Annotated in this window: 15 protein-coding genes and 3 tRNA genes; 6 read left to right on the top strand and 12 right to left on the bottom strand. The window is 63.4% G+C overall.

The genetic code is table 11. The annotated features are described in order from the left end of the window. The first annotated feature begins 7 nt into the window (after window positions 1-7). The 4 genes from ACJJV2_RS01505 (at window position 8) to ACJJV2_RS01490 (ending at window position 2,729) form a co-directional block, all read left to right on the top strand. A complete protein-coding gene (locus ACJJV2_RS01505) occupies window positions 8-451 on the top strand; it encodes a GNAT family N-acetyltransferase (protein WP_153636581.1) in 444 nt (147 codons plus the stop codon). Between the two features lie 123 nt (window positions 452-574). Then, entirely contained in the window at window positions 575-979 is a 405-nt protein-coding gene (locus ACJJV2_RS01500) for a DoxX family protein (RefSeq protein WP_043332928.1), read from the top strand. Next, window positions 979-1,563 (top strand): DNA-3-methyladenine glycosylase I, encoded by a 585-nt coding sequence (locus ACJJV2_RS01495; RefSeq protein ID WP_405277833.1) that lies wholly within the window; start codon window positions 979-981, stop codon window positions 1,561-1,563. Before ACJJV2_RS01500 ends, ACJJV2_RS01495 begins: the two co-directional genes overlap by 1 nt. A gap of 50 nt (window positions 1,564-1,613) precedes the next feature. After that, on the top strand, window positions 1,614-2,729 hold the full coding sequence (locus ACJJV2_RS01490; protein ID WP_405277831.1) for a metal-dependent hydrolase: 1,116 nt from the start codon (window positions 1,614-1,616) through the stop codon (window positions 2,727-2,729). 85 nt (window positions 2,730-2,814) lie between these two features. On the opposite strand, the gene ACJJV2_RS01485 is transcribed toward ACJJV2_RS01490, so the two are convergent. The 3 genes from ACJJV2_RS01485 to ACJJV2_RS01475 form a co-directional block, all read right to left on the bottom strand. Next, window positions 2,815-4,134: a sodium ion-translocating decarboxylase subunit beta gene (locus tag ACJJV2_RS01485; protein WP_166018651.1), complete on the bottom strand. Its 1,320-nt coding sequence runs from the start codon at window positions 4,132-4,134 to the stop codon at window positions 2,815-2,817. 70 nt (window positions 4,135-4,204) lie between these two features. Further along, entirely contained in the window at window positions 4,205-6,040 is a 1,836-nt protein-coding gene (gene oadA, locus ACJJV2_RS01480) for a sodium-extruding oxaloacetate decarboxylase subunit alpha (RefSeq protein ID WP_405277829.1), read from the bottom strand. Between the two features lie 205 nt (window positions 6,041-6,245). Next, complete coding sequence (locus ACJJV2_RS01475; RefSeq protein ID WP_215823509.1) at window positions 6,246-6,512, bottom strand: OadG family protein; 267 nt, start codon at window positions 6,510-6,512, stop codon at window positions 6,246-6,248. 256 nt (window positions 6,513-6,768) lie between these two features. Between ACJJV2_RS01475 and ACJJV2_RS01470 the strand changes: the two genes are divergently transcribed. After that, window positions 6,769-7,845: a tRNA dihydrouridine synthase gene (locus ACJJV2_RS01470; protein WP_405277898.1), complete on the top strand. Its 1,077-nt coding sequence runs from the start codon at window positions 6,769-6,771 to the stop codon at window positions 7,843-7,845. Between the two features lie 333 nt (window positions 7,846-8,178). Here the strand turns inward: ACJJV2_RS01470 and ACJJV2_RS01465 are convergent. From ACJJV2_RS01465 to ACJJV2_RS01425, 9 genes are all read right to left on the bottom strand, one after another. Further along, window positions 8,179-8,255 (bottom strand) — tRNA-Arg (locus ACJJV2_RS01465). Window positions 8,256-8,351: 96 nt separating this feature from the next. Next, a tRNA-Arg gene (locus ACJJV2_RS01460) sits at window positions 8,352-8,428 on the bottom strand. 22 nt (window positions 8,429-8,450) lie between these two features. After that, window positions 8,451-8,543, bottom strand: a tRNA-Ser gene (locus tag ACJJV2_RS01455). A gap of 463 nt (window positions 8,544-9,006) precedes the next feature. Next, window positions 9,007-9,198 (bottom strand): carbon storage regulator CsrA, encoded by a 192-nt coding sequence (csrA, locus tag ACJJV2_RS01450; protein ID WP_043332937.1) that lies wholly within the window; start codon window positions 9,196-9,198, stop codon window positions 9,007-9,009. Window positions 9,199-9,556: 358 nt separating this feature from the next. Further along, window positions 9,557-10,804 (bottom strand): aspartate kinase, encoded by a 1,248-nt coding sequence (locus tag ACJJV2_RS01445; RefSeq protein WP_043332939.1) that lies wholly within the window; start codon window positions 10,802-10,804, stop codon window positions 9,557-9,559. Between the two features lie 109 nt (window positions 10,805-10,913). Beyond that, complete coding sequence (alaS, locus tag ACJJV2_RS01440) at window positions 10,914-13,517, bottom strand: alanine--tRNA ligase (RefSeq protein ID WP_405277826.1); 2,604 nt, start codon at window positions 13,515-13,517, stop codon at window positions 10,914-10,916. A 242-nt stretch (window positions 13,518-13,759) separates the two neighbouring features. Beyond that, a complete protein-coding gene (locus ACJJV2_RS01435) occupies window positions 13,760-14,404 on the bottom strand; it encodes a regulatory protein RecX (RefSeq protein ID WP_389382498.1) in 645 nt (214 codons plus the stop codon). 172 nt (window positions 14,405-14,576) lie between these two features. Next, window positions 14,577-15,644, bottom strand: coding sequence for a recombinase RecA (recA, locus tag ACJJV2_RS01430; RefSeq protein WP_043332943.1), 1,068 nt, complete (start codon window positions 15,642-15,644; stop codon window positions 14,577-14,579). Between the two features lie 215 nt (window positions 15,645-15,859). Beyond that, entirely contained in the window at window positions 15,860-16,396 is a 537-nt protein-coding gene (locus tag ACJJV2_RS01425; RefSeq protein WP_405277823.1) for a CinA family protein, read from the bottom strand. 166 nt (window positions 16,397-16,562) lie between these two features. On the opposite strand from ACJJV2_RS01425, the gene mutS reads away from it, so the two are divergent. Next, a complete protein-coding gene (mutS, locus tag ACJJV2_RS01420) occupies window positions 16,563-19,142 on the top strand; it encodes a DNA mismatch repair protein MutS (protein ID WP_405277821.1) in 2,580 nt (859 codons plus the stop codon). Window positions 19,143-19,266 lie beyond the last annotated feature (124 nt).

Raw genomic sequence — 19,266 nt, 5'->3', positions numbered from 1 at the left:
ACACACGATGCCAACCTTGACCTATCGCCCGATGACACCGGAAGACCACCCTGCCTTCATCGCCATGATGGAGGCGACCCCGGGCGTGGTCATCCGCGATGCCGACCGCCATGCCCCTGTCGCCCGCTATCTGGCGCGCAACCCCGGCATGAGCCACCTGGCCTTTCTCGATGAGCGCCTGGTCGGCTGCGCCATGGCGGGCCATGACGGCAAGCGCGGCTATCTTCAGCATGTGATGACGGCGCCGGACATGCGTGGCCAGGGCATCGCCAGCACGCTGGTCGACCGCTGTCTGGCGGCCCTGGCCTGCGAAGGCATCGACAAGGTGCATCTGGATACCCTGCACGACAACCATGACGCTCATCGCTTCTGGGAGCGTCTTGGCTGGTCCAACCGCAATGCCGAGATCGTGCGCTTCTCGCGCATTCTGGTGGACAACCCCAACGCCTGAGACAACCTTCTATCCCGACGACCGCTGAGCAAGCCCGACAACCGCTGAGCAAGCCCGACGACTACTGAGCAAGCCCGACGACTACTGAGCAAGCCCGACGACTACTGAGCAAGGAGCTCTACCGTGCAATTTCTCGAAAATGACGACCTCGGCAAGCTGATACTGCGCCTGATGCTGGGCCTGCTGTTGCTGTTTCATGGCCTCTCGAAATTGCTCGGTGATGGCGGCACGCTGAGCTGGATCGCCGGCGAGCTCGAGAATCTGGGCATCCCGGGTGTGGTGGCCTATGGCGTCTACATCGGCGAGATCATCGCGCCCATCATGCTGGTGCTCGGCGTGCACTCGCGCATCGCCGGACTGATCGTGGTCGCCAACATGCTGTTCGCCTTTGCCGTGGCGCACATGGGCCAGCTGTTGAGCCTGTCGCCCTCCGGCGGCTGGGCGCTGGAGCTGCAAGGCTTCTTCCTCGCCAGCGCCCTGGCCATCGTCTTTCTCGGCAGCGGCCGCTTCGCGGTACAGGAGGACTGATGGCCGACGTCGTCACCGCCAGCACCTATTGCGAGAATGCTCCCCAGCACCCGATTCATGGCCCATATCATGATCATGAATACGGCTTTCCGGTCAGCGATGACCGGGTGCTGTTCGAACGCTTCGTGCTCGAGATCAATCAGGCCGGCCTCTCCTGGCTGACGGTGCTCAAGAAGCGCGCGGCCTTCCGCGAGGCCTTCGAGGATTACGATATCGCGCGCATCGCCGCCTACGGGGACGAGGACCGCGCGCGCCTGCTCAGCAATGCCGGCATCATTCGCAACCGACTCAAGATCAATGCCGTGATCCACAACGCAGGCGTGGTGATGCAGCTCAAGGACTCCCACGGCAGCTTCAGTGCCTGGCTGGATGCCCACCATCCACAACAGCTGTCAGCCTGGATCAAGCTGTTCAAGAAGACCTTCCGCTTCACCGGCCCCGAGATCGTCAACGAGCTGCTGATGAGCTGCGGCTATCTGCCCGGCTGTCATCGTGATGACTGTCCGGTGCAGGCACGCGTGCTGGATGCCGGCCCGCGCTGGGCCGAGCCGGGCGCCCTGGCGGCGATCCGTGCAGATGACTGACGCCTGCTCCCACGCCTCCCGCTCTCTTCTTCCTCACAGGTAGCCCACGCATGGACTCCCTTACCCAGATCTGCCTCGGGGCCGTCGTTGGCGGCGCCGTCATGGCGCCGGCCATTCGCCGCCTGCCCAGCCCGAAACGCGGCGCGGCCATCCGCTATGCACTGCTCGGCGGCGCGGCGCTCGGCACCCTGCCCGACCTCGACGTGATGATCGACTACGGCGACGCGGTCGCCAATTACACCCATCACCGCGGCTTCAGCCATTCCCTGCCGGTGCTGGCGCTTTTGGGCATCGTGCTCGGCTGGCTGCTGGCGCGCCTGCCACGTCTGGCGAGCCTCGGCCGTGGGCGGCTGATCGCCTACTGCGTGCTGTGCCTGGTCACCCACCCGCTGCTGGACAGCTTCACCACCTATGGCACCCAGCTGCTGTGGCCGTGGCCCAGCCGCCCCATCAGCCTGGCCAGCGTCTTCATCATCGACCCGCTCTACACCCTGCCGCTGCTGATCACTGGCCTGTGGGTGGCGATTCGTGGTCGCGCCGGGCACCTGTTGAGCGCGGGCCTCATGCTCTCGAGCCTCTATCTGGGTTGGGGACTGGCCGCCAAGAGCTGGGTCGAACATCGCGTGGCGCCGCTGCTGGCCAGCCAAGGCTTCGCCGACGCCCCGCGTATGGTGCAGCCGACTCCCTTCAACAGCCTGCTGTGGCGTGTCAGCGCAACCACGCCGCAGGCGGATCACGAGTGGATGGTCAGCGTGTTCGACTCCGACGCGCAGCTGGCGTCTCTCGCACGCCGTGATTTTCCGCGCCATCCGACGCTGGATGGCGAGGTCGCGAAGCTGGAGGACGGCCAGCGTCTGCGCTGGTTCGCGGCGCCCTATCTGCGCGCGAGCCGTGAGCAGACCCCGGAAGGTGAGACGCTGCTGGCAGTGACCGATACACGCCTGGGCTCACCCGGCTACCGCCCCTTCCGCTTTGCCCTCGCACGCCAGAACGCCGCGGGAAAATGGCAAGGGCTCGAGGACAGCCAGCGGCTGCCCAGCCGGCCTGTCGATCGCGCCGCCCTGCTAAGCCTCTGGCAGGCCGTCCACGACCCGCATACGCGCATGCAGCCGAATCAGCGCACCGTCTCTGCCACGCCCTCAAATCCCTCGGCCGAGACAAGATAAAGCGCCGCTGATGAAGGCCCGAGATACGACAACGCCCGCCATGGTAGCCATGGCGGGCGTTGTCGTATCAGTGCTGCAAAGACGATCAGCCGAGGTACTTGATCATCACCCCCGCGGCAACCGCCGAGCCGATCACACCGGCCACGTTCGGCCCCATGGCATGCATCAGCAGGAAGTTGTGCGGGTTGTACTCGAGCCCGACCTTGTTGGAGACACGTGCCGCCATCGGCACCGCCGAGACACCGGCCGACCCGATCAGCGGATTGATCGGTGTCTTGGAGACCTTGTTCATCAGCTTGGCCATCAGTACCCCGCAGGCCGTGCCGATACCGAAGGCGACCACGCCGAGGGCCAGAATGCCCAGCGTCTCCACCGCCAAGAACTTGTCGGCCTGCAGCTTGGAGCCCACTGACAGTCCCAGGAAGATGGTGGTGATGTTGATCAGTGCGTTCTGAGCGGTATCCGACAGACGCTCCACCACACCACACTCGCGCATCAGGTTACCGAAGCAGAACATGCCCAGCAGCGGTGCGGCGTCCGGCAGCAGCATCGCCACCATGATCAGCAGCACCAGCGGGAACAGGATCTTCTCGGTCTTGGACACCGGCCGCAGCTGGGTCATGACCAGGCTGCGTTCCTTGGCGGTGGTCAGCGCGCGCATGATCGGCGGCTGGATCATCGGCACCAGTGCCATGTAGGAGTAGGACGCCACGGCGATCGCGCCCAGCAGCTCCGGCGCCAACAGGCTGGCGACATAGATGGAAGTCGGACCGTCCGCACCACCGATGATGCCGATGGCCGCCGACTGCTGCAGGCTGAAGTCCATCAGGCCCATCGAGGTCAACGCCACCGCGCCCAGCAAGGTCGCGAAGATGCCGAACTGCGCCGCCGCGCCGAGGAACAGGGTCTTGGGATTGGCCAGCAGCGGGCCGAAGTCCGTCATCGCGCCCACGCCCATGAAGATCACCAGCGGCGCGATGCCGGAGGCGATCGCCACGCTGTAGAAGCTGTAGAGCATGCCGTTGGAGAAGCCGCCATCCAGCGCCATGTTGCTGGCCTGCTGCTTGAGCGCGGCGGGAATCTCGCCATGCAGCGCCTGCTCCACCGCGTGGCGTGCCTCATCCAGCGGCAGGCTGGCGATGTTGACGTTGAGCAGATTGGCCATCGCAGCCAGCAGCTCCGGCTTGCCGAGATGGGCCGCCTGCTCGGCTGCAGACAGCGCCAGCCCCGCTTCCGGGATGTTGGCCAGAATGCCGCCGAAGCCGATCGGCACCAGCAGCAGGGGTTCGAAGTTCTTGCGGATCGCCAGATAAAGCAGGCCAAGGCCGATGACGATCATCGCCAGCTGGCCGAAGCTCATGTTGTAGAGCCCCGAGCCGTGCCAGAGGTTGAGTATCTTGTCCATGTCGTGTCGCCTTGCAGAGGAGCATCACCGACCGGCCCGCCGCGCATGACGACGGGCCGGACACACCGGCTCAGAGGGTGATCAGAACGTCGCCGACACTGACACTGTCGCCTTCCTTGACCTTCACCGCGGAGACGGTACCGGCCTGGTGGGCACGGATCTCGGTCTCCATCTTCATCGCCTCGAGGATGATGACCACATCCCCTTCGGCCACGCTGTCACCGACACTGACATTGACCTTGAAGATGTTGCCCGCCAGCGGCGCACTCACCGGCTCACCGGAGGCGGCCTGTGCGGCAGGTGCCGCCGCTGCGGCTGCCGGAGCAGGCGCCGCTGGCTCGCTGGCCTGCACCTGGGTGATGTCTCCGCCTTCGGCGACCTCGACCACATACTGCTTGCCGTTGACGTTCAGGGTGTAGGTCTGTGGACCGCTGGACGCGGCTGGAGCACTGACGGCTGGAGCACTGGAGACCGGCGCTGCGGCAGCCTTGGACGCCTTGTCATCGACAGCCTGCGGGGCGGGCTCGAAGGCATCCGGGTTGCCACGGTTGCGCAGGAACTTGAGGCCGATCTGCGGGAACAGCGCGTAGGTCAGCACGTCATCGGTCTCGCGCTCGCCGCCTTCCAGCGTGACGCCCTCTTCACTGGCCTTGCCCTTGAGCTCCTCACGCAGACGCTCCATCTCCGGCGTCAGGTTGTCGGCCGGGCGGCAGGTGATCGGCTCGCCGCCTTCCAGCACGCGGGACTGAAGCTCGCTGTCGAAGGGCGCCGGTGCCGCGCCATATTCGCCCTTGAGCAGCGCCTGCACTTCCTTGGAGATCGACTTGTAGCGCTCGCCCATCATCACGTTCATCACCGACTGGGTGCCGACGATCTGTGAGGTCGGGGTCACCAGCGGGATATAGCCCAGGTCCTTGCGCACCCGCGGAATCTCGGCGAGCACGTCATCCAGCTTGTCACCGGCGCCCTGCTCCTTGAGCTGGCTTTCCATGTTGGTGAGCATGCCACCCGGCACCTGCGCGACCAGGATGCGCGAGTCGATACCGCGCAGACTGCCCTCGAAGGCCGAGTACTTCTTGCGCACTTCGCGGAAATAGCCGGCGATATCCTCGAGCTTCTCGAGATCGAGCCCGGTATCGCGCTCGGTCCCCGCCAGCATCGCGACCACGGATTCCGTCGGGCTATGGCCGTAGGTCATCGACATGGAAGAGATGGAGGTGTCGACGTTGTCGATGCCCGCCTCGATGGCCTTGAGGGCCGTGGCGGTGGAAAGCCCGGTGGTGGCGTGGCACTGCATGTGGATCGGGATCGACAGGCTCGCCTTGAGGCGCGAGACCAGTTCAAAGGCGGTGTACGGGGTCAGCAGGCCTGCCATGTCCTTGATCGCCAGTGACTGGGCACCCATGGACTCGATCTTCTGCGCCAGCTCGACCCACATCTCCAGGGTGTGCACGGGGCTCACGGTGTAGGAGATGGTGCCCTGGGCATGCTTGCCCTGATCCAGCACCGCCTTGAGCGGACGCTCTAGGTTGCGCGGGTCATTCATGGCATCGAAGACACGGAAGACATCGACACCGCTGGTCGCGGCACGCTTGACGAAGGTATCCACCACATCATCGGCGTAATGACGATAGCCGAGCAGGTTCTGGGCGCGCAGCAGCATCTGCTGCTGGGTCTTGGGCATCGCTTCCTTCAGGGCACGAATGCGCGCCCAGGGGTCTTCGCCCAGGTAGCGAATGCAGGCGTCGAAGGTCGCGCCGCCCCAGCTCTCCAGCGACCAGAAGCCGATGTCGTCCAGCTTGGCGGCGATCGGCAGCATGTCATCGAGGCGCATGCGCGTGGCCAGCAATGACTGATGCGCGTCGCGCAGTACCACATCCGTGATGCCCAGCGGTTGCTTGTCCATGAGTGATCCCTTGTTCTTTATATTGTGGATATCGAGTTCTGCACGCGCTGCAGGCAGCCTGTTGCGTCAGCCTGCAACACAGAATATTGCACTCGGGGGGAGGTCTACCCACCGTACTGCTCGTGATAGAATCGCCGCCTGCTACTCTCGGCAGTGGTCAGACGCTCGGCAGAGCCCAGACGCTAACGGCGAAGCCGCGAAAGCGTCAGTGCTTGTGCTGGTCCTGCCGGAAGCGGTGAATCGCCGCGGCCATGACGGCCGTCAGTTCGCTGTCGTCCTCTGCCGCAGGGGCCGGGGCAGCCGGCGCCCGCGCAGCACCTGGCGCAGCGGGCACTGGTGCAGGCGCGAAGCGATCCACCAGCCTGGCCATCGCCATCATGGCGACCACCAGCAGACTTAGAAACACGAACACGAACCCCATCCCGAACACCATCAGGTTCAAGCCTTCACCGAGCAGATCATTCTCTTGCATGCCAGTGTCCTCGAGTCTTTCTCGTTATCGAGCCGCACTACGGCGCAGCGCCTGCGCTGAACGCCAATGTCTTCGGTCACGCCGGACACGGCACGACGGATAGGCTCCGCCGCCGATAGCCTCTGTCGGTATGCCCATGCAGCTGCATTCAATGCTTGTTGGTCGCTCTAAAGTGCCTGATTCCACGGCAATTGCAATGACACCATCGTTGACCCCACAGGCCCTCGCGCGGGCCGGCCGCATCGGCATCGCGCCGATGGAAGGCGTGATAGATGACATCACGCGCGAATGTCTCACCGGCCTTGGCGGCTACGACTGGTGCGTGACGGAATTCGTGCGCGTGACCCACGTCAAGTTACCGCCGCGCGTCTTCAAGCGCATCTGTCCGGAGCTGCTCGACGCCCCCCCGACACAGACGGCACGAACACGACACGAGACCCCGGTCGCCCTGCAGCTGCTGGGGGCCGACCCCGAGGCACTGGGCATCAATGCCCGGGTCGCTGCGCGTCTGGGTGCGCCAAGCGTCGATATCAATTTCGGCTGCCCGGCCAAGACCGTCAACCGACATGATGGTGGCGCGGCACTGCTACGCTCGCCGGAACGCGTCTTCCGCGCGGTGGAAGGCGTGCGCAAGGCACTCGAGGGGACGGGCGTACCGGTCACCGCCAAGATTCGTCTCGGCTTCAATGATCGGCGCCTGGCGCTGGCCTGCGCTCAGGCGGCCGAGGCAGGCGGCGCGACTCAGCTGGTGGTACATGGGCGTACCAAACAGGAAGGCTATCGCCCGCCGGCGCACTGGGAATGGATCGGCAAGATCACCTCTGAGCTCTCCATTCCGGTGGTCGCCAATGGCGATATCTGGGATATGCACTGCTACTGGCGGGCGCGCTCCCTGTCCGGCTGTCGCGATGTCATGCTGGGGCGTGCCGCCCTGGCTGACCCCTTCCTGGCGGCGCGCATCAAGCATTGGCAGGCGACCGGAGAGCTGCTGCCCGAGACGGACTGGACGCAGCGTGCGCAGGTGCTGCTCTCCCATGCTGAGCGCTGCGCTCACCTCCCCGACAAGGTGATGGTGCCGCTGCTCAAGCAGTGGATGAACATGATGCGCCAGAGCGGCAACGCGGAAGCCGAAAGCCGTTTCCAGGCCATCAAGCGCCACAAGGGGCGTGCCGAGTTCTTCACCGGCCTGGTGGCCGGCACTGCGCTGGAGCTGGCGCCGAGTCTTCTCACCTCAGTGACTCGCATGCCGGAACCGGCTCAGGTACCAGAATCGCCTCAGACATCGGAATCGACCCAGGCATCAGAAACGGAAGCCGTGAACACCCTGGCCTGAGCCTGCACCTGAATATCAGCACCGGCCAACACCCGATCCGGTCGCGGCCTCGATCAGCGAACCAAAAAAAGGGCGCCCCTCGCGAAAAGGGCGCCCTGGCGATCGTCCGCCCGAAGGCGTGACATCACAGTCAATGAAAGCGGTAGAACACTCAGATCGTCAGCAATGCGGGGATCGGGGCCGTGCAGGCGGCGATCACTCGGCGCTGACCTTGCCTCATAGACTTGCTTCAGAGCCTTGTTTCAGGACCTGGCCTCAAAGCCTGGCTTCTTTCATTGCCTGACTTTTCTTCAGACGAAGAAAAACCCGCTTCAGTGAAGCGGGTTTTTCAATTGGCGCGCCCTGGAGGATTCGAACCTCCGACCGCCTGATTCGTAGTCAGGTACTCTATCCAGCTGAGCTAAGGGCGCATAAACCTTGAAATCTGTGGCCTGAGCATTTCAAATGACTTCAGGGCTTTATCGTGCGAGTACTGCGTCTTTCCAACTTCATGTCTTTCGTTGCAGTGGCGCGCCCTGGAGGATTCGAACCTCCGACCGCCTGATTCGTAGTCAGGTACTCTATCCAGCTGAGCTAAGGGCGCATCTTACTGCATTTGTACCTAATGGCGGAGAGAGAGGGATTCGAACCCTCGATAGGGCTATAAACCCTATACTCCCTTAGCAGGGGAGCGCCTTCAGCCACTCGGCCACCTCTCCTCATCAGGTACGGCGCATATCTTACTCATTTGATTGGGCTTTGTCCAGCCCCTGTGTCGATTTTTTGGCTTCGATGCTGAACATCTCATCACCACTCGACAACAGGCTCGAGGCTGCGCGCCCCCAAGCAATCTCCCCGCATGAACCAGAACATGACGATGGCTAGCCTGTCGTCGCGTCTCGTTCGAGGGAGCGGGCATATTACCGAACCAGAATCGACTTGTCTCCCCCTTTTTGAGAAAAAAGCCAAATTTTTCCCTTACGGAACACAGACTTGAACAAGCCACCCTCTCATCACCCCGCATGAGCCGCTGCTCATGGAGGTAAGTACGCCGTTGTTCATGAGCTAGGCGGGCCACCCTCGCCTGCGCCAGGCCCACACACGCGAACGCCAGCCATGGGGACAATGGCTGGCGTTCATCGGGTCGTGCAGGGTTGTGCGACGTGCAGGCGCAGCATGCCGTCAGGCGATGGCATCGCCATTGTCTTCTTTCTCACGCTGGATGCGCTGATAGATCTCTTCTCGATGGACGGCAACGTCCTTGGGCGCGTTCACACCGATACGCACCTGATTACCTTTCACTCCGAGAACGGTGACAGTGATGTCGTCTCCGATCATCAGAGTTTCACCCACTCTACGGGTCAGGATGAGCATGACTGATCTCCTTGTCAGAAATTCAAAACAGCTGGGACTTCAACGGGATGTGGAGGCGGCGATCGACCGGGACAAGTCGACCACCCTGATGCATGAAGCTCGAATTATGCGCTATGCATGCTCCGACGGCCAATGCCATACCTTCATCACACCCGATAGACACGTTGAATGAAAGCGCCCGATGCACAGACTGACATTCAGAAGAATGACAGAAAATGCATCGGGCGCTATCGACTTCACGTGCCGCACGTCTGCCAGACCAATATCCCCGGTCTGGGCACCGACGCTTCACGACTTGGGCAAGTCATTGATTGTCGGTGTCTTTACGACTTCCTTGCTGCACGCTCCGTGGTGAGACTCAGGCAGTCTCGTCGCTGATCGCTTCTGCATCCAGCCCGAAAGCGGTGTGCAGGGAGCGAACCGCCAGCTCCATGAATTTCTCGTCGATCAGGACGGAAATCTTGATCTCTGAAGTGGAGACCATGCGGATATTGATGCCTTCTTCCGCCAGTACGCGGAACATCTTGGAGGCGACACCGGCGTGAGAACGCATGCCGACACCGACCAGCGAGACCTTGGCGATGTTGTCATCACCGCGCATCTCGCCACCACCGACGGACGGAATCACCGTCTCGGTCAGGATGCGCTGGGTCGCCTTGAAGTCGGTCTTGGCGACGGTGAAGGAGAAGTCAGTGGTATTGCCGTCCGGAGAGACGTTCTGGACGATCATGTCGATTTCGATGTTGGAATCGGCGATCGGGCCCAGAATCTTGGAAGCGACACCCGGGATATCCGGCGTGTTGAGCAGAGTCAGCTTGGCTTCGTTGACATTGAAGGCGATGCCGGAGATCAGCGGTTCTTCCATGTTGTCTTCTTCCTCAGCGACGATCAGGGTACCCGGGCCATCCTCGAAGGAAGACAGCACACGCAGGGGAACATTGTACTTGCCGGCGAATTCCACCGAACGGATCTGCAGGATCTTGGAGCCCAGGCTCGCCATTTCCAGCATTTCCTCGACGGTCACCGTTTCCAGACGACGTGCCTTGGAGCACACGCGCGGGTCAGTGGTATAGACACCATCGACATCGGTGTAGATCTGGCACTCATCCGCCTTCAGTGCGGCAGCCAGCGCGACACCGGTGGTGTCAGAGCCACCACGACCCAGCGTCGTGATGTTGCCCTCTTCATCGACACCCTGGAAGCCTGCCACCACGACCACCTTGCCATCGTCGAGGTCTTCACGCAGGTCATCGGTATCGATGTGCTGGATACGCGCCTTGGTGTGCGCGCTATCGGTGCGGATTCCCACCTGCGCCCCTGTGTAGGAGGTCGCGTCGACGCCGATCTTCTGCAGCGCCATGGCCAGCAGGGAAATGGTGACCTGCTCGCCAGTGGAGACCAGCATGTCCATCTCGCGCGGTGTCGGGTCATCATTGATCTCGCTGGCGAGACCGATCAGTCGGTTGGTCTCGCCACTCATGGCAGAGACGACCACGACAATCTGATGGCCTTCATCGCGGAATCGCTTGACCTTCTCGGCGACGGCCTTGATCCGCTCCACCGAGCCGACCGAAGTGCCTCCGAACTTCTGAACGTATAGCGCCATGTGCGTTTCCGTTATCCGTGTCCGTTTGCGTTGTCCCCACATGAAGCTCATGTGAGCCCAAAAAGAGGCCGGGTCTCCCCAAGAGGAGCCCGGCCTTCATCTTGTACTGTCAGCCCAGCTGGGCGTCTACCCATGATGGCACACCGGCCAGTGCGCCCGGAAGCGAGGCGGCGTCACTGCCACCGGCCTGGGCCATGTCAGCACGACCGCCACCCTTGCCACCGACCTGCTCGGCCACGTGACGCACCAGGTCACCCGCCTTGACGCGCGAGGTCAGGTCGTCGGTGACACCGGCGATCAGACTGACCTTGTCACCGTCCGCGACGCCGAGCACCAGGATGCCGGAGCCGAGCTTGGACTTGAGGTCATCCATCAGGCCGCGCAGCTCCTTGCCGGAGACGCCTTCGACCTGCTTGGCCAGCACCTTGATGCCCTGGACATTGGCGATGTCGCTGAGCATGTCGCTGGCCGAAGCGGAGGCCAGCTTGGCCTTGAGGCGCTCAAGCTCCTTCTCGAGGCCGCGGTTGCGCTCCAGCAGGCTGCCGACGCGCTCCTCGACCTGCTCCGGCTTGGCCTTGAGACGCTCACCGAGGCGAGCCAGAGTCGCTTCCTGCGCGAGCAGGAAGTCACGCGCGGCGCGACCGGTGATGGCCTCGATACGACGCACGCCGGACGCGATGCCGGTCTCGGCGAGAATGTGCATCTGGCCGATGTCGCCGCTGCGCTTGACGTGAGTCCCGCCGCACAGCTCGATGGAGAAGGCATCCTGACCGATGGTCAGCACGCGGACTTCCTCACCATACTTGGCATCGAAGAGTGCCGCTGCGCCGCGCGCCTTGGCCTCATCGAGGCTCATGAACTCGATGGTGGTCTCGGCGTTGGCCAGGATCTGCGCGTTGACGATGCGCTCGACCTCGGACAGCTGCTCGGCCGTCATCGCCTCAAAGTGGCTGAAGTCGAAGCGCAGACGCTCGGCCGTGACCAGCGAGCCCTTCTGCTGAACGTGCTCACCCAGCACCAGACGCAGCGCTTCGTGCAGCAGGTGCGTGGCGGAGTGGTTGCGCACGGAAGCCGCGCGCAGCTCGGCATCGACCTGCGGACGCACCTTGTCACCGACCTTGAGAGCGCCTTCGATCAGCACACCGTGGTGCAGGTGATGGCCGGTCTGCTTCTGGGTATCGCTGACCTGGAAGCGGCCGCCATCCAGATGCAGATAACCGGTGTCACCGGCCTGGCCACCTGATTCGCCGTAGAACGGGGTGGTATCGAGCACCACGATGCCCTTGGTGTCCACCTCGAGCTGCTCGACGGCATTGCCTTCGGCGTCGAACAGCGAGGTGACGGTGGCTTCCCCTTCCAGCTGGTCGTAACCGGTGAAGACGGTCTCGCCTTCCAGCACCAGGTTGGCGGAGTAGTCGCCGCCGAAGTTGCTGGCCGCACGGGCGCGATCACGCTGTGCTTCCAGGGCCGCCTGGAAACCTGCCTCATCGAGGATCAGCTCGCGCTCGCGGCAGATGTCGGCAGTCAGGTCATAGGGGAAGCCGTAGGTATCGTAGAGCTTGAAGATGGTCTCGCCGTCGAGGGTGTTGCCCTCGAGGCCAGCGATGGCTTCTTCCAGAAGCTTCATGCCATGTTCCAGCGTACGCGCGAACTGTTCCTCTTCCTTGAGCAGCACACGTTCGATCTGCTCGCGTGCGGTGCGCAGTTCCGGATAGGCATCGCCCATCTCGCTGTCCAGAGCCGCGACCAGCTTGTAGAAGAAGCTGCCACGCGCCCCCAGCTTGTGGCCGTGACGCACGGCGCGACGGATGATGCGACGCAGCACGTAGCCACGGCCTTCGTTGGACGGCAGCACGCCATCGGCGATCAGGAAGGCACACGAGCGGATGTGGTCAGCCACCACGCGCAGTGACGGCGTGGCGATGTTGTCGTGACCGATGATCTCGGCCGCGGCGGCCAGCAGATTCTGGAACAGGTCGATCTCGTAGTTGGAGTGCACGCCCTGCATCACGGCCGCGACACGCTCCAGGCCCATGCCGGTATCGATGGACGGCTTGGGCAGCGGGTGCAGCGTGCCCTCGGCGTCACGGTCGAACTGCATGAAGACCAGGTTCCAGATCTCGATGTAGCGATCGCCATCTTCGTCCGGGCTGCCCGGCGGGCCACCGGCGACATCTTCGCCGTGGTCATAGAAGATCTCGGAGGACGGGCCGCACGGGCCGGTGTCGCCCATCTGCCAGAAGTTGTCCTCGTCGAGACGCGAGAAGCGGTTCTGATCGATGCCGACCTCGTTGAACCAGATGTCACGGGCTTCGTCATCGCTGACGTGCACGGTGACCCACAGCTTCTCCTTCGGCAGGCCGAGTTCTTCGGTCAGAAACTTCCAGGCGAACTGGATGGCTTCGCGCTTGAAGTAGTCGCCGAAGCTGAAGTTGCCCAGCATCTCGAAGAAGGTGTGGTGACGGGCGGTATAGCCGACGTTGTCCAGATCATTGTGCTTGCCACCGGCGCGCACGCAGCGCTGCGCGGAGGTCGCACGGCTGTAGCCACGCGGATCACGGCCCAGGAAGACATCCTTGAAGGGCACCATGCCGGCGTTGGTGAACAGCAGAGTCGGGTCGTTGTTCGGCACCAGGGAGCTGGTGGGAACGATGGTATGGCCCTGCTTCTCGAAATAGGTCAGGAAGGCGTTTCTGATTTCTGCGCTTTTCATAGAGGTTCCGTAGCGATGTGCGTAAAGACGCTCCGGGGGTCTTCTGCATGACTTCCGCATGGTTTCTGCATATTCATCCATGTGGGTATGCATGGAGGTGCAATGAAAAGCATGAAAGAAGGCGCCTGCCCCGTGCCGTCGCAAGACGACCTAGTATAACGCCTGTTCGCGCAAGCTAAAGGGGGGGAAATGTCTTGAAGCGCCGGTTTGCGCGTCATGAGAGCCAAACAGTTGCCCGCCAGCTAGCCTTCTTCGCCCTCATCACTCCAAGCGGACTCCATGGCATAGCGCAGCTGCTCATAGTCGAAGCCGCGCTGGAGCAGAAAGCGCTCGCGCCGTGCGCGCTCCTTGTGCCCCTCGCCGGGGCCGGAAAAGCGCCTGGCCAGCGTCTCGCGCGCCAGTTCGAAGAAATCCACCGCCTCGACATGACCGAAGGCATCCGGCGTCGGGTCACTGGCGGCACGCATCACGGCATTGAGCGTCTCGCTATCGATACCACGCTGGCGCAGCTCCTGCTGGATACGCCTCGGCCCCTGCCCGCGCAGCACTCGCGTCCGCAGGAAGCTGGCGGCAAAGCGCTCATCGGATTGCAGGCCCTCCTCGGCCATGCGCTCCAGCACCTCCTCGATCAGCAGCTCGACCTCATCGCGACTCAAGGCCGCCTGTGCGCCCTCCTCGCCCGCGGCTTGCCGCTGTGCCAACTCGTCATCGCTGACCGCCCGCAGGTAGTCACGCTCCTTGAGATAGTCGTGCAGCTCGCGGCGGCTATGCTCGCGACGTGCCAGACGCGCGATGGCATCATTGCGCGCACGCCGTTGCGGCGTCATCGCGCCTGAGTCGAGCGGTTGATACTCAGGCCCACCCATTTCAGCGCTGTCATCGTGCATGGTCATGCTCCCCGGGGTTGAGCAGAAGGACATCGATGGACGTGAACGCAAGGCGCCCGCCTCCGAGTCATCGGGGCGGGCGCCTTGGGATCATCTCACCGGGTCGGAAACGACACGGTGCGATGACGCCAGCCTGGCGGCTGGCGCTCTTGCTCTTTCTTCTGGACGAACCTCAATCGAGATCGATATCCAGGTCGTCTTCACTCTCGGCGGCCGCGGTCTCTTTCGGCTCTTCCTTGGCTTCCGGTGCTGCCAGCAACTGGGCACGGATCTGGGTTTCAATCTCCTCCATGATGGCGGGATTGTCTTCCAGGTACTGGGCGGAATTGGCCTTGCCCTGACCGATCTTGCTGCCCTGATAGCTGTACCAGGCGCCAGACTTGCCGACCAGACCACACTGTACACCCAGGTCGATCACCTCACCGGCGTGATAGATGCCCTTGCCGTAGAGAATCTGGAACTCGGCCTGACGGAACGGCGGCGCGACCTTGTTCTTGACGACCTTGACGCGGGTCTCGTTACCGGTGACTTCATCACCGGACTTCACGGAACCGGTGCGACGGATATCCAGACGCACACTGGAGTAGAACTTCAGTGCGTTACCGCCAGTCGTGGTTTCAGGGCTGCCGAACATCACGCCGATCTTCATGCGGATCTGGTTGATGAACACCACCATGCAGTTGGCGTTCTTGATGTGACCGGTCACCTTGCGCAGTGCCTGGGACATCAGACGCGCCTGCAGGCCGACGTGAGAGTCGCCCATCTCGCCTTCGATCTCGGCACGCGGCGTCAGTGCCGCCACGGAGTCGACGATGATGACGTCAACACCGCCGGAGCGTACCAGCATGTCGACGATCTCGAGCGCCTGCTCACCGGTGTCCGGCTGGGAGACCAGCATCTCGTCCAGATTGACGCCCAGCTTCTCGGCGTAGGACGGATCCAGTGCGTGCTCGGCATCGATGAAGGCACAGACCTTGCCCTGCTTCTGCGCCTGGGCGATGACCGAGAGGGTCAGTGTCGTCTTGCCCGAGGATTCCGGGCCATAGATCTCGACCACGCGCCCGAAGGGCAGGCCACCGATGCCGAGTGCGATATCCAGCCCCAGAGAACCGGTGGAAACCGACGGGATGGCCACACGCGGGGCATCGCCCATGCGCATGACGGCGCCCTTGCCGAACTGGCGCTCGATCTGGGACAGCGCCGCGTTCAGCGCCTTGGTACGATTGTCGTCCTTTGCCATGTGGCCTCCTGTCGAACGGCGGAGCCACACGGGCTGCCACCTGGAATAGAGAATTCTGTCACTGAGAGCTGAGCAGACACCGTCAGACTAGCGGCTGAGGTGTCGTGGCAAAACCCTGTATACATGGACAGTATAATGCCGCAAGTTGCGTCACTCTGCCAGTCCGGTGATGCGCTTTTTCAGGCAGCACCCTCAACGCGGGGCTTGCATCGGGCTCACGAGTCTTCGGTGCCGATCTGCAAGGCCTCCACGCGCTCGATCAAGCCCTGCAACGCTTCCCGCACGGCGGCGTCACGCACGGCCTGCCGGTCGCCGGGAAAGTGACAGCAGCGTGCCTGCTGGCGCGCCTCGCTCCCCCACGCCAGCCACACGGTGCCGACGGGCTTCTCGTCACTTCCCCCGCCGGGGCCGGCCACACCGCTGATCGCCACCCCCAGCTCAGCGCCGCTTTCGCGACAGGCGCCCCGCACCATCTCGCACACGACCGCCTCTGAGACGGCACCGAACTCTTCAAGCGATGCCTCACTGACCCCCAGCAGGCGCTGCTTGGTGGCATTGGAATAGGTCACGTAGCCCGCATCGAAATAGCTGGAGCTGCCGGCAATCGCCGTGATCGCCGCGCTCACCCCGCCCCCGGTGCACGACTCGGCGGTGGTGACGCGCACCCCGCGCGCGACCGCCAGCGCCTGCAACTGCTCAGCCAGGGCATTCGCGCACTCAGCCTCAGGGGTCGTACCAGTCAATTGGCTCACGAACTTTCTCCTTGTGGAGGTCATCGGGTGAAAAGGGCAGCGAGCATGAGACATCACAGGCATTGGAGCCGGCCGCGCCAGTCCGTAGAATATCGCGCATCCCGCATGCCGTGCTCTCGCATGTGTGCTTTTTCCCATTGCAGTGCAGTCAAGGAAGTCCATGGCCATGGCCAAGAACAGCGCGCCCCAGATGACGCCGATGATGACGCAGTACATGAAGATCAAACGCGAGCACCCCGGCGTGCTGCTGTTCTATCGCATGGGCGACTTCTATGAACTGTTTCATGAGGACGCCAAGCGCGCAGCACAACTGCTCGACATCACGTTGACGGCGCGCGGCAGCTCCGGCGGCTCACCGATTCCCATGGCAGGGGTGCCCTACCACAGCGCTGAAGGCTATCTGGCACGCCTGGTCAAGATGGGCGAATCGGTGGCCATCTGCGAGCAGATCGGCGACCCGGCGACCAGCAAGGGGCCTGTCGAGCGCAAGGTGGTACGTATCGTCACACCGGGGACGCTGCACGATGAGGCGCTGCTGGATGCCAGCCGCGACAACCTGCTGGTGGCGCTGCACCGTGATGGCGAGACCTGGGGCCTGGCCGCTCTCGAGCTCTCCTCCGGTCGCTTCAGCGTGCTCGAGGTCAGTGGTGATGACGAGCTTCTGGCCGAGATCCAGCGTCTGTCGCCTGCCGAAGTCATGGTCGGCGAAAGCCGTACCCTCCCCGCCAGCCTGGCCTCGCGCCCGGGCCTGACCCGCCAGAGCGATTGGCACTTCGATCACGAGACTGCCTTGCGCCTGCTGTGCGATCAGTTCGGCGTCCAGGACCTCAACGGCTTCGGCTGCAGCCACCTGACGCGCGCCGTCACGGCAGCCGGCGCTCTGCTCGACTACGCTCGCGACACCCAGCGTACCGGCCTGCCCCACGTGACCGCGCTGGCCGTCGAGAGCCGCGATGACTCGGTGGTGATCGATGCCGCCAGCCGTCGCAACCTCGAGATCGATACCAACTTGGGCGGCACCAGCGACAACACGCTGGCCAGCGTGCTGGACGTCACCGCGACCGCGATGGGTTCACGCCTGCTCAAGCGCTGGCTCAACCGTCCGCTGCGCGATCAGCTCCAGATCGGCCAGCGTCAGGCGGCGGTGCAACGTCTGCTGGATGGCGACTACCCCTTCGAACTGCAAGGTCTGCTCAAGCGCATCGGCGATGTGGAGCGCATCCTCGCCCGTGTCGCACTGCGCAGCGCACGCCCCCGTGACATGGCACGCCTGCGCGATGGCCTCAACACCCTGCCCGAGCTGCGCGCCGTGCTCGCCAGCGTCGAAAAAGGCAGCGCAATCGATGACCTGCGCGATGCCATCCGCCTGTTCCCGGCACTTTCCGCGATGCTCAGCGAGGCGCTGGTCGAGAATCCGCCGGTGGTGCTGCGCGATGGTGGCGTGATCGCCGATGGCTACGACGATGAGCTGGACGAGTATCGCGGCCTGTCCGAGAACGCCGGCCAGTATCTGGTCGCACTCGAGACCCGCGAGCGCGAGCGCACCGGCCTGAGCAACCTCAAGGTCGGCTACAACCGCGTGCACGGCTACTTCATCGAGCTGCCGCGCTCGCAATCGGCCGAGGCCCCGCCGGAATACATCCGTCGCCAGACCCTCAAGAATGCCGAGCGTTTCATCATCCCCGAGCTCAAGGAATTCGAGGACAAGGCGCTGTCCGCCAAGTCCAAGTCATTGGCGCGCGAGAAGCTGCTGTACGAGCACCTGCTGGATGACCTGAATACCGAACTGGATGGCCTGCAGCAGACGGCCCGCGCGCTGGCGTCACTGGATGTGCTGACCGCCTTCGCCGATCGCGCTGCCGCGCTCGATTTCGTACGCCCCGAACTCAGCGAGACCCCGGGCATCGATATCGAAGGCGGACGCCATCCGGTGGTCGAACATGTCAGCGATCATCCCTTCGTTCCCAACGATGTGCGCTTCGATGATACGCGGCGCATGCTGGTGATCACCGGCCCCAACATGGGCGGTAAATCCACCTACATGCGCCAGACGGCACTGATCGCTCTGCTCGCGCATACCGGCAGTTTCGTGCCGGCATCGCGCGCCTGCATCGGCCCGCTGGACCGTATCTTCACGCGCATCGGCTCATCGGATGACCTGGCCGGCGGACGCTCGACCTTCATGGTCGAGATGACCGAGACCGCCAGCATCCTGCACAACGCCACTGACGAGAGCCTGGTGTTGATGGATGAAATCGGCCGTGGCACCTCGACCTTCGATGGTCTGTCACTGGCATGGGCCAGCGCCGAGCATCTGGCGCGCACGCGTGCTTTCACCCTGTTCGCGACCCATTACTTCGAGATGACGGCGCTGCCCGAGCATGCCGATGCCGTCGCCAACGTGCACCTGACGGCCGCTGAGCACGGCGATGGCATCGTCTTCATGCACCGCGTCGAGGAAGGCCCTGCCAGCCAGAGCTATGGCCTGCAGGTGGCCCAGCTGGCTGGGGTGCCGCAGAGCGTCATTCTGCGCGCGCGCGAGAAGCTGACCAGCCTGGAGCAGCAGGAAGTCGATCGTCCGCAGGTGGCGCGCGAGGATGCGCTGGGCCAGCCGGTACCGCAGCAGAATGACCTGTTCGCGGCACCGCCGCATCCGGTCGTCGAGGCCCTCAATGGCCTAGACCCGGATGATCTGAGCCCCAAGCGAGCGCTGGAGCTGATATACGAATGGCACCGTCAGCGCTGAGCGCCGTCACACCGGGCCAGCGTTGGCGCGCCTGGCTCGAGAATGAGTGGCAAGGCCCGAGAGTGAGCGGCAAGGCTCGACAGCAACCTTCGGGCATAGCACCATTCCAAAACGATCCGCCCCT

Source organism: Cobetia sp. Ld8 (genome assembly GCF_045066615.1).
Taxonomy (GTDB): Bacteria; Pseudomonadota; Gammaproteobacteria; order Pseudomonadales; family Halomonadaceae; genus Cobetia; species Cobetia amphilecti.
This window is presented reverse-complemented; position numbering and strand designations above follow the sequence as displayed.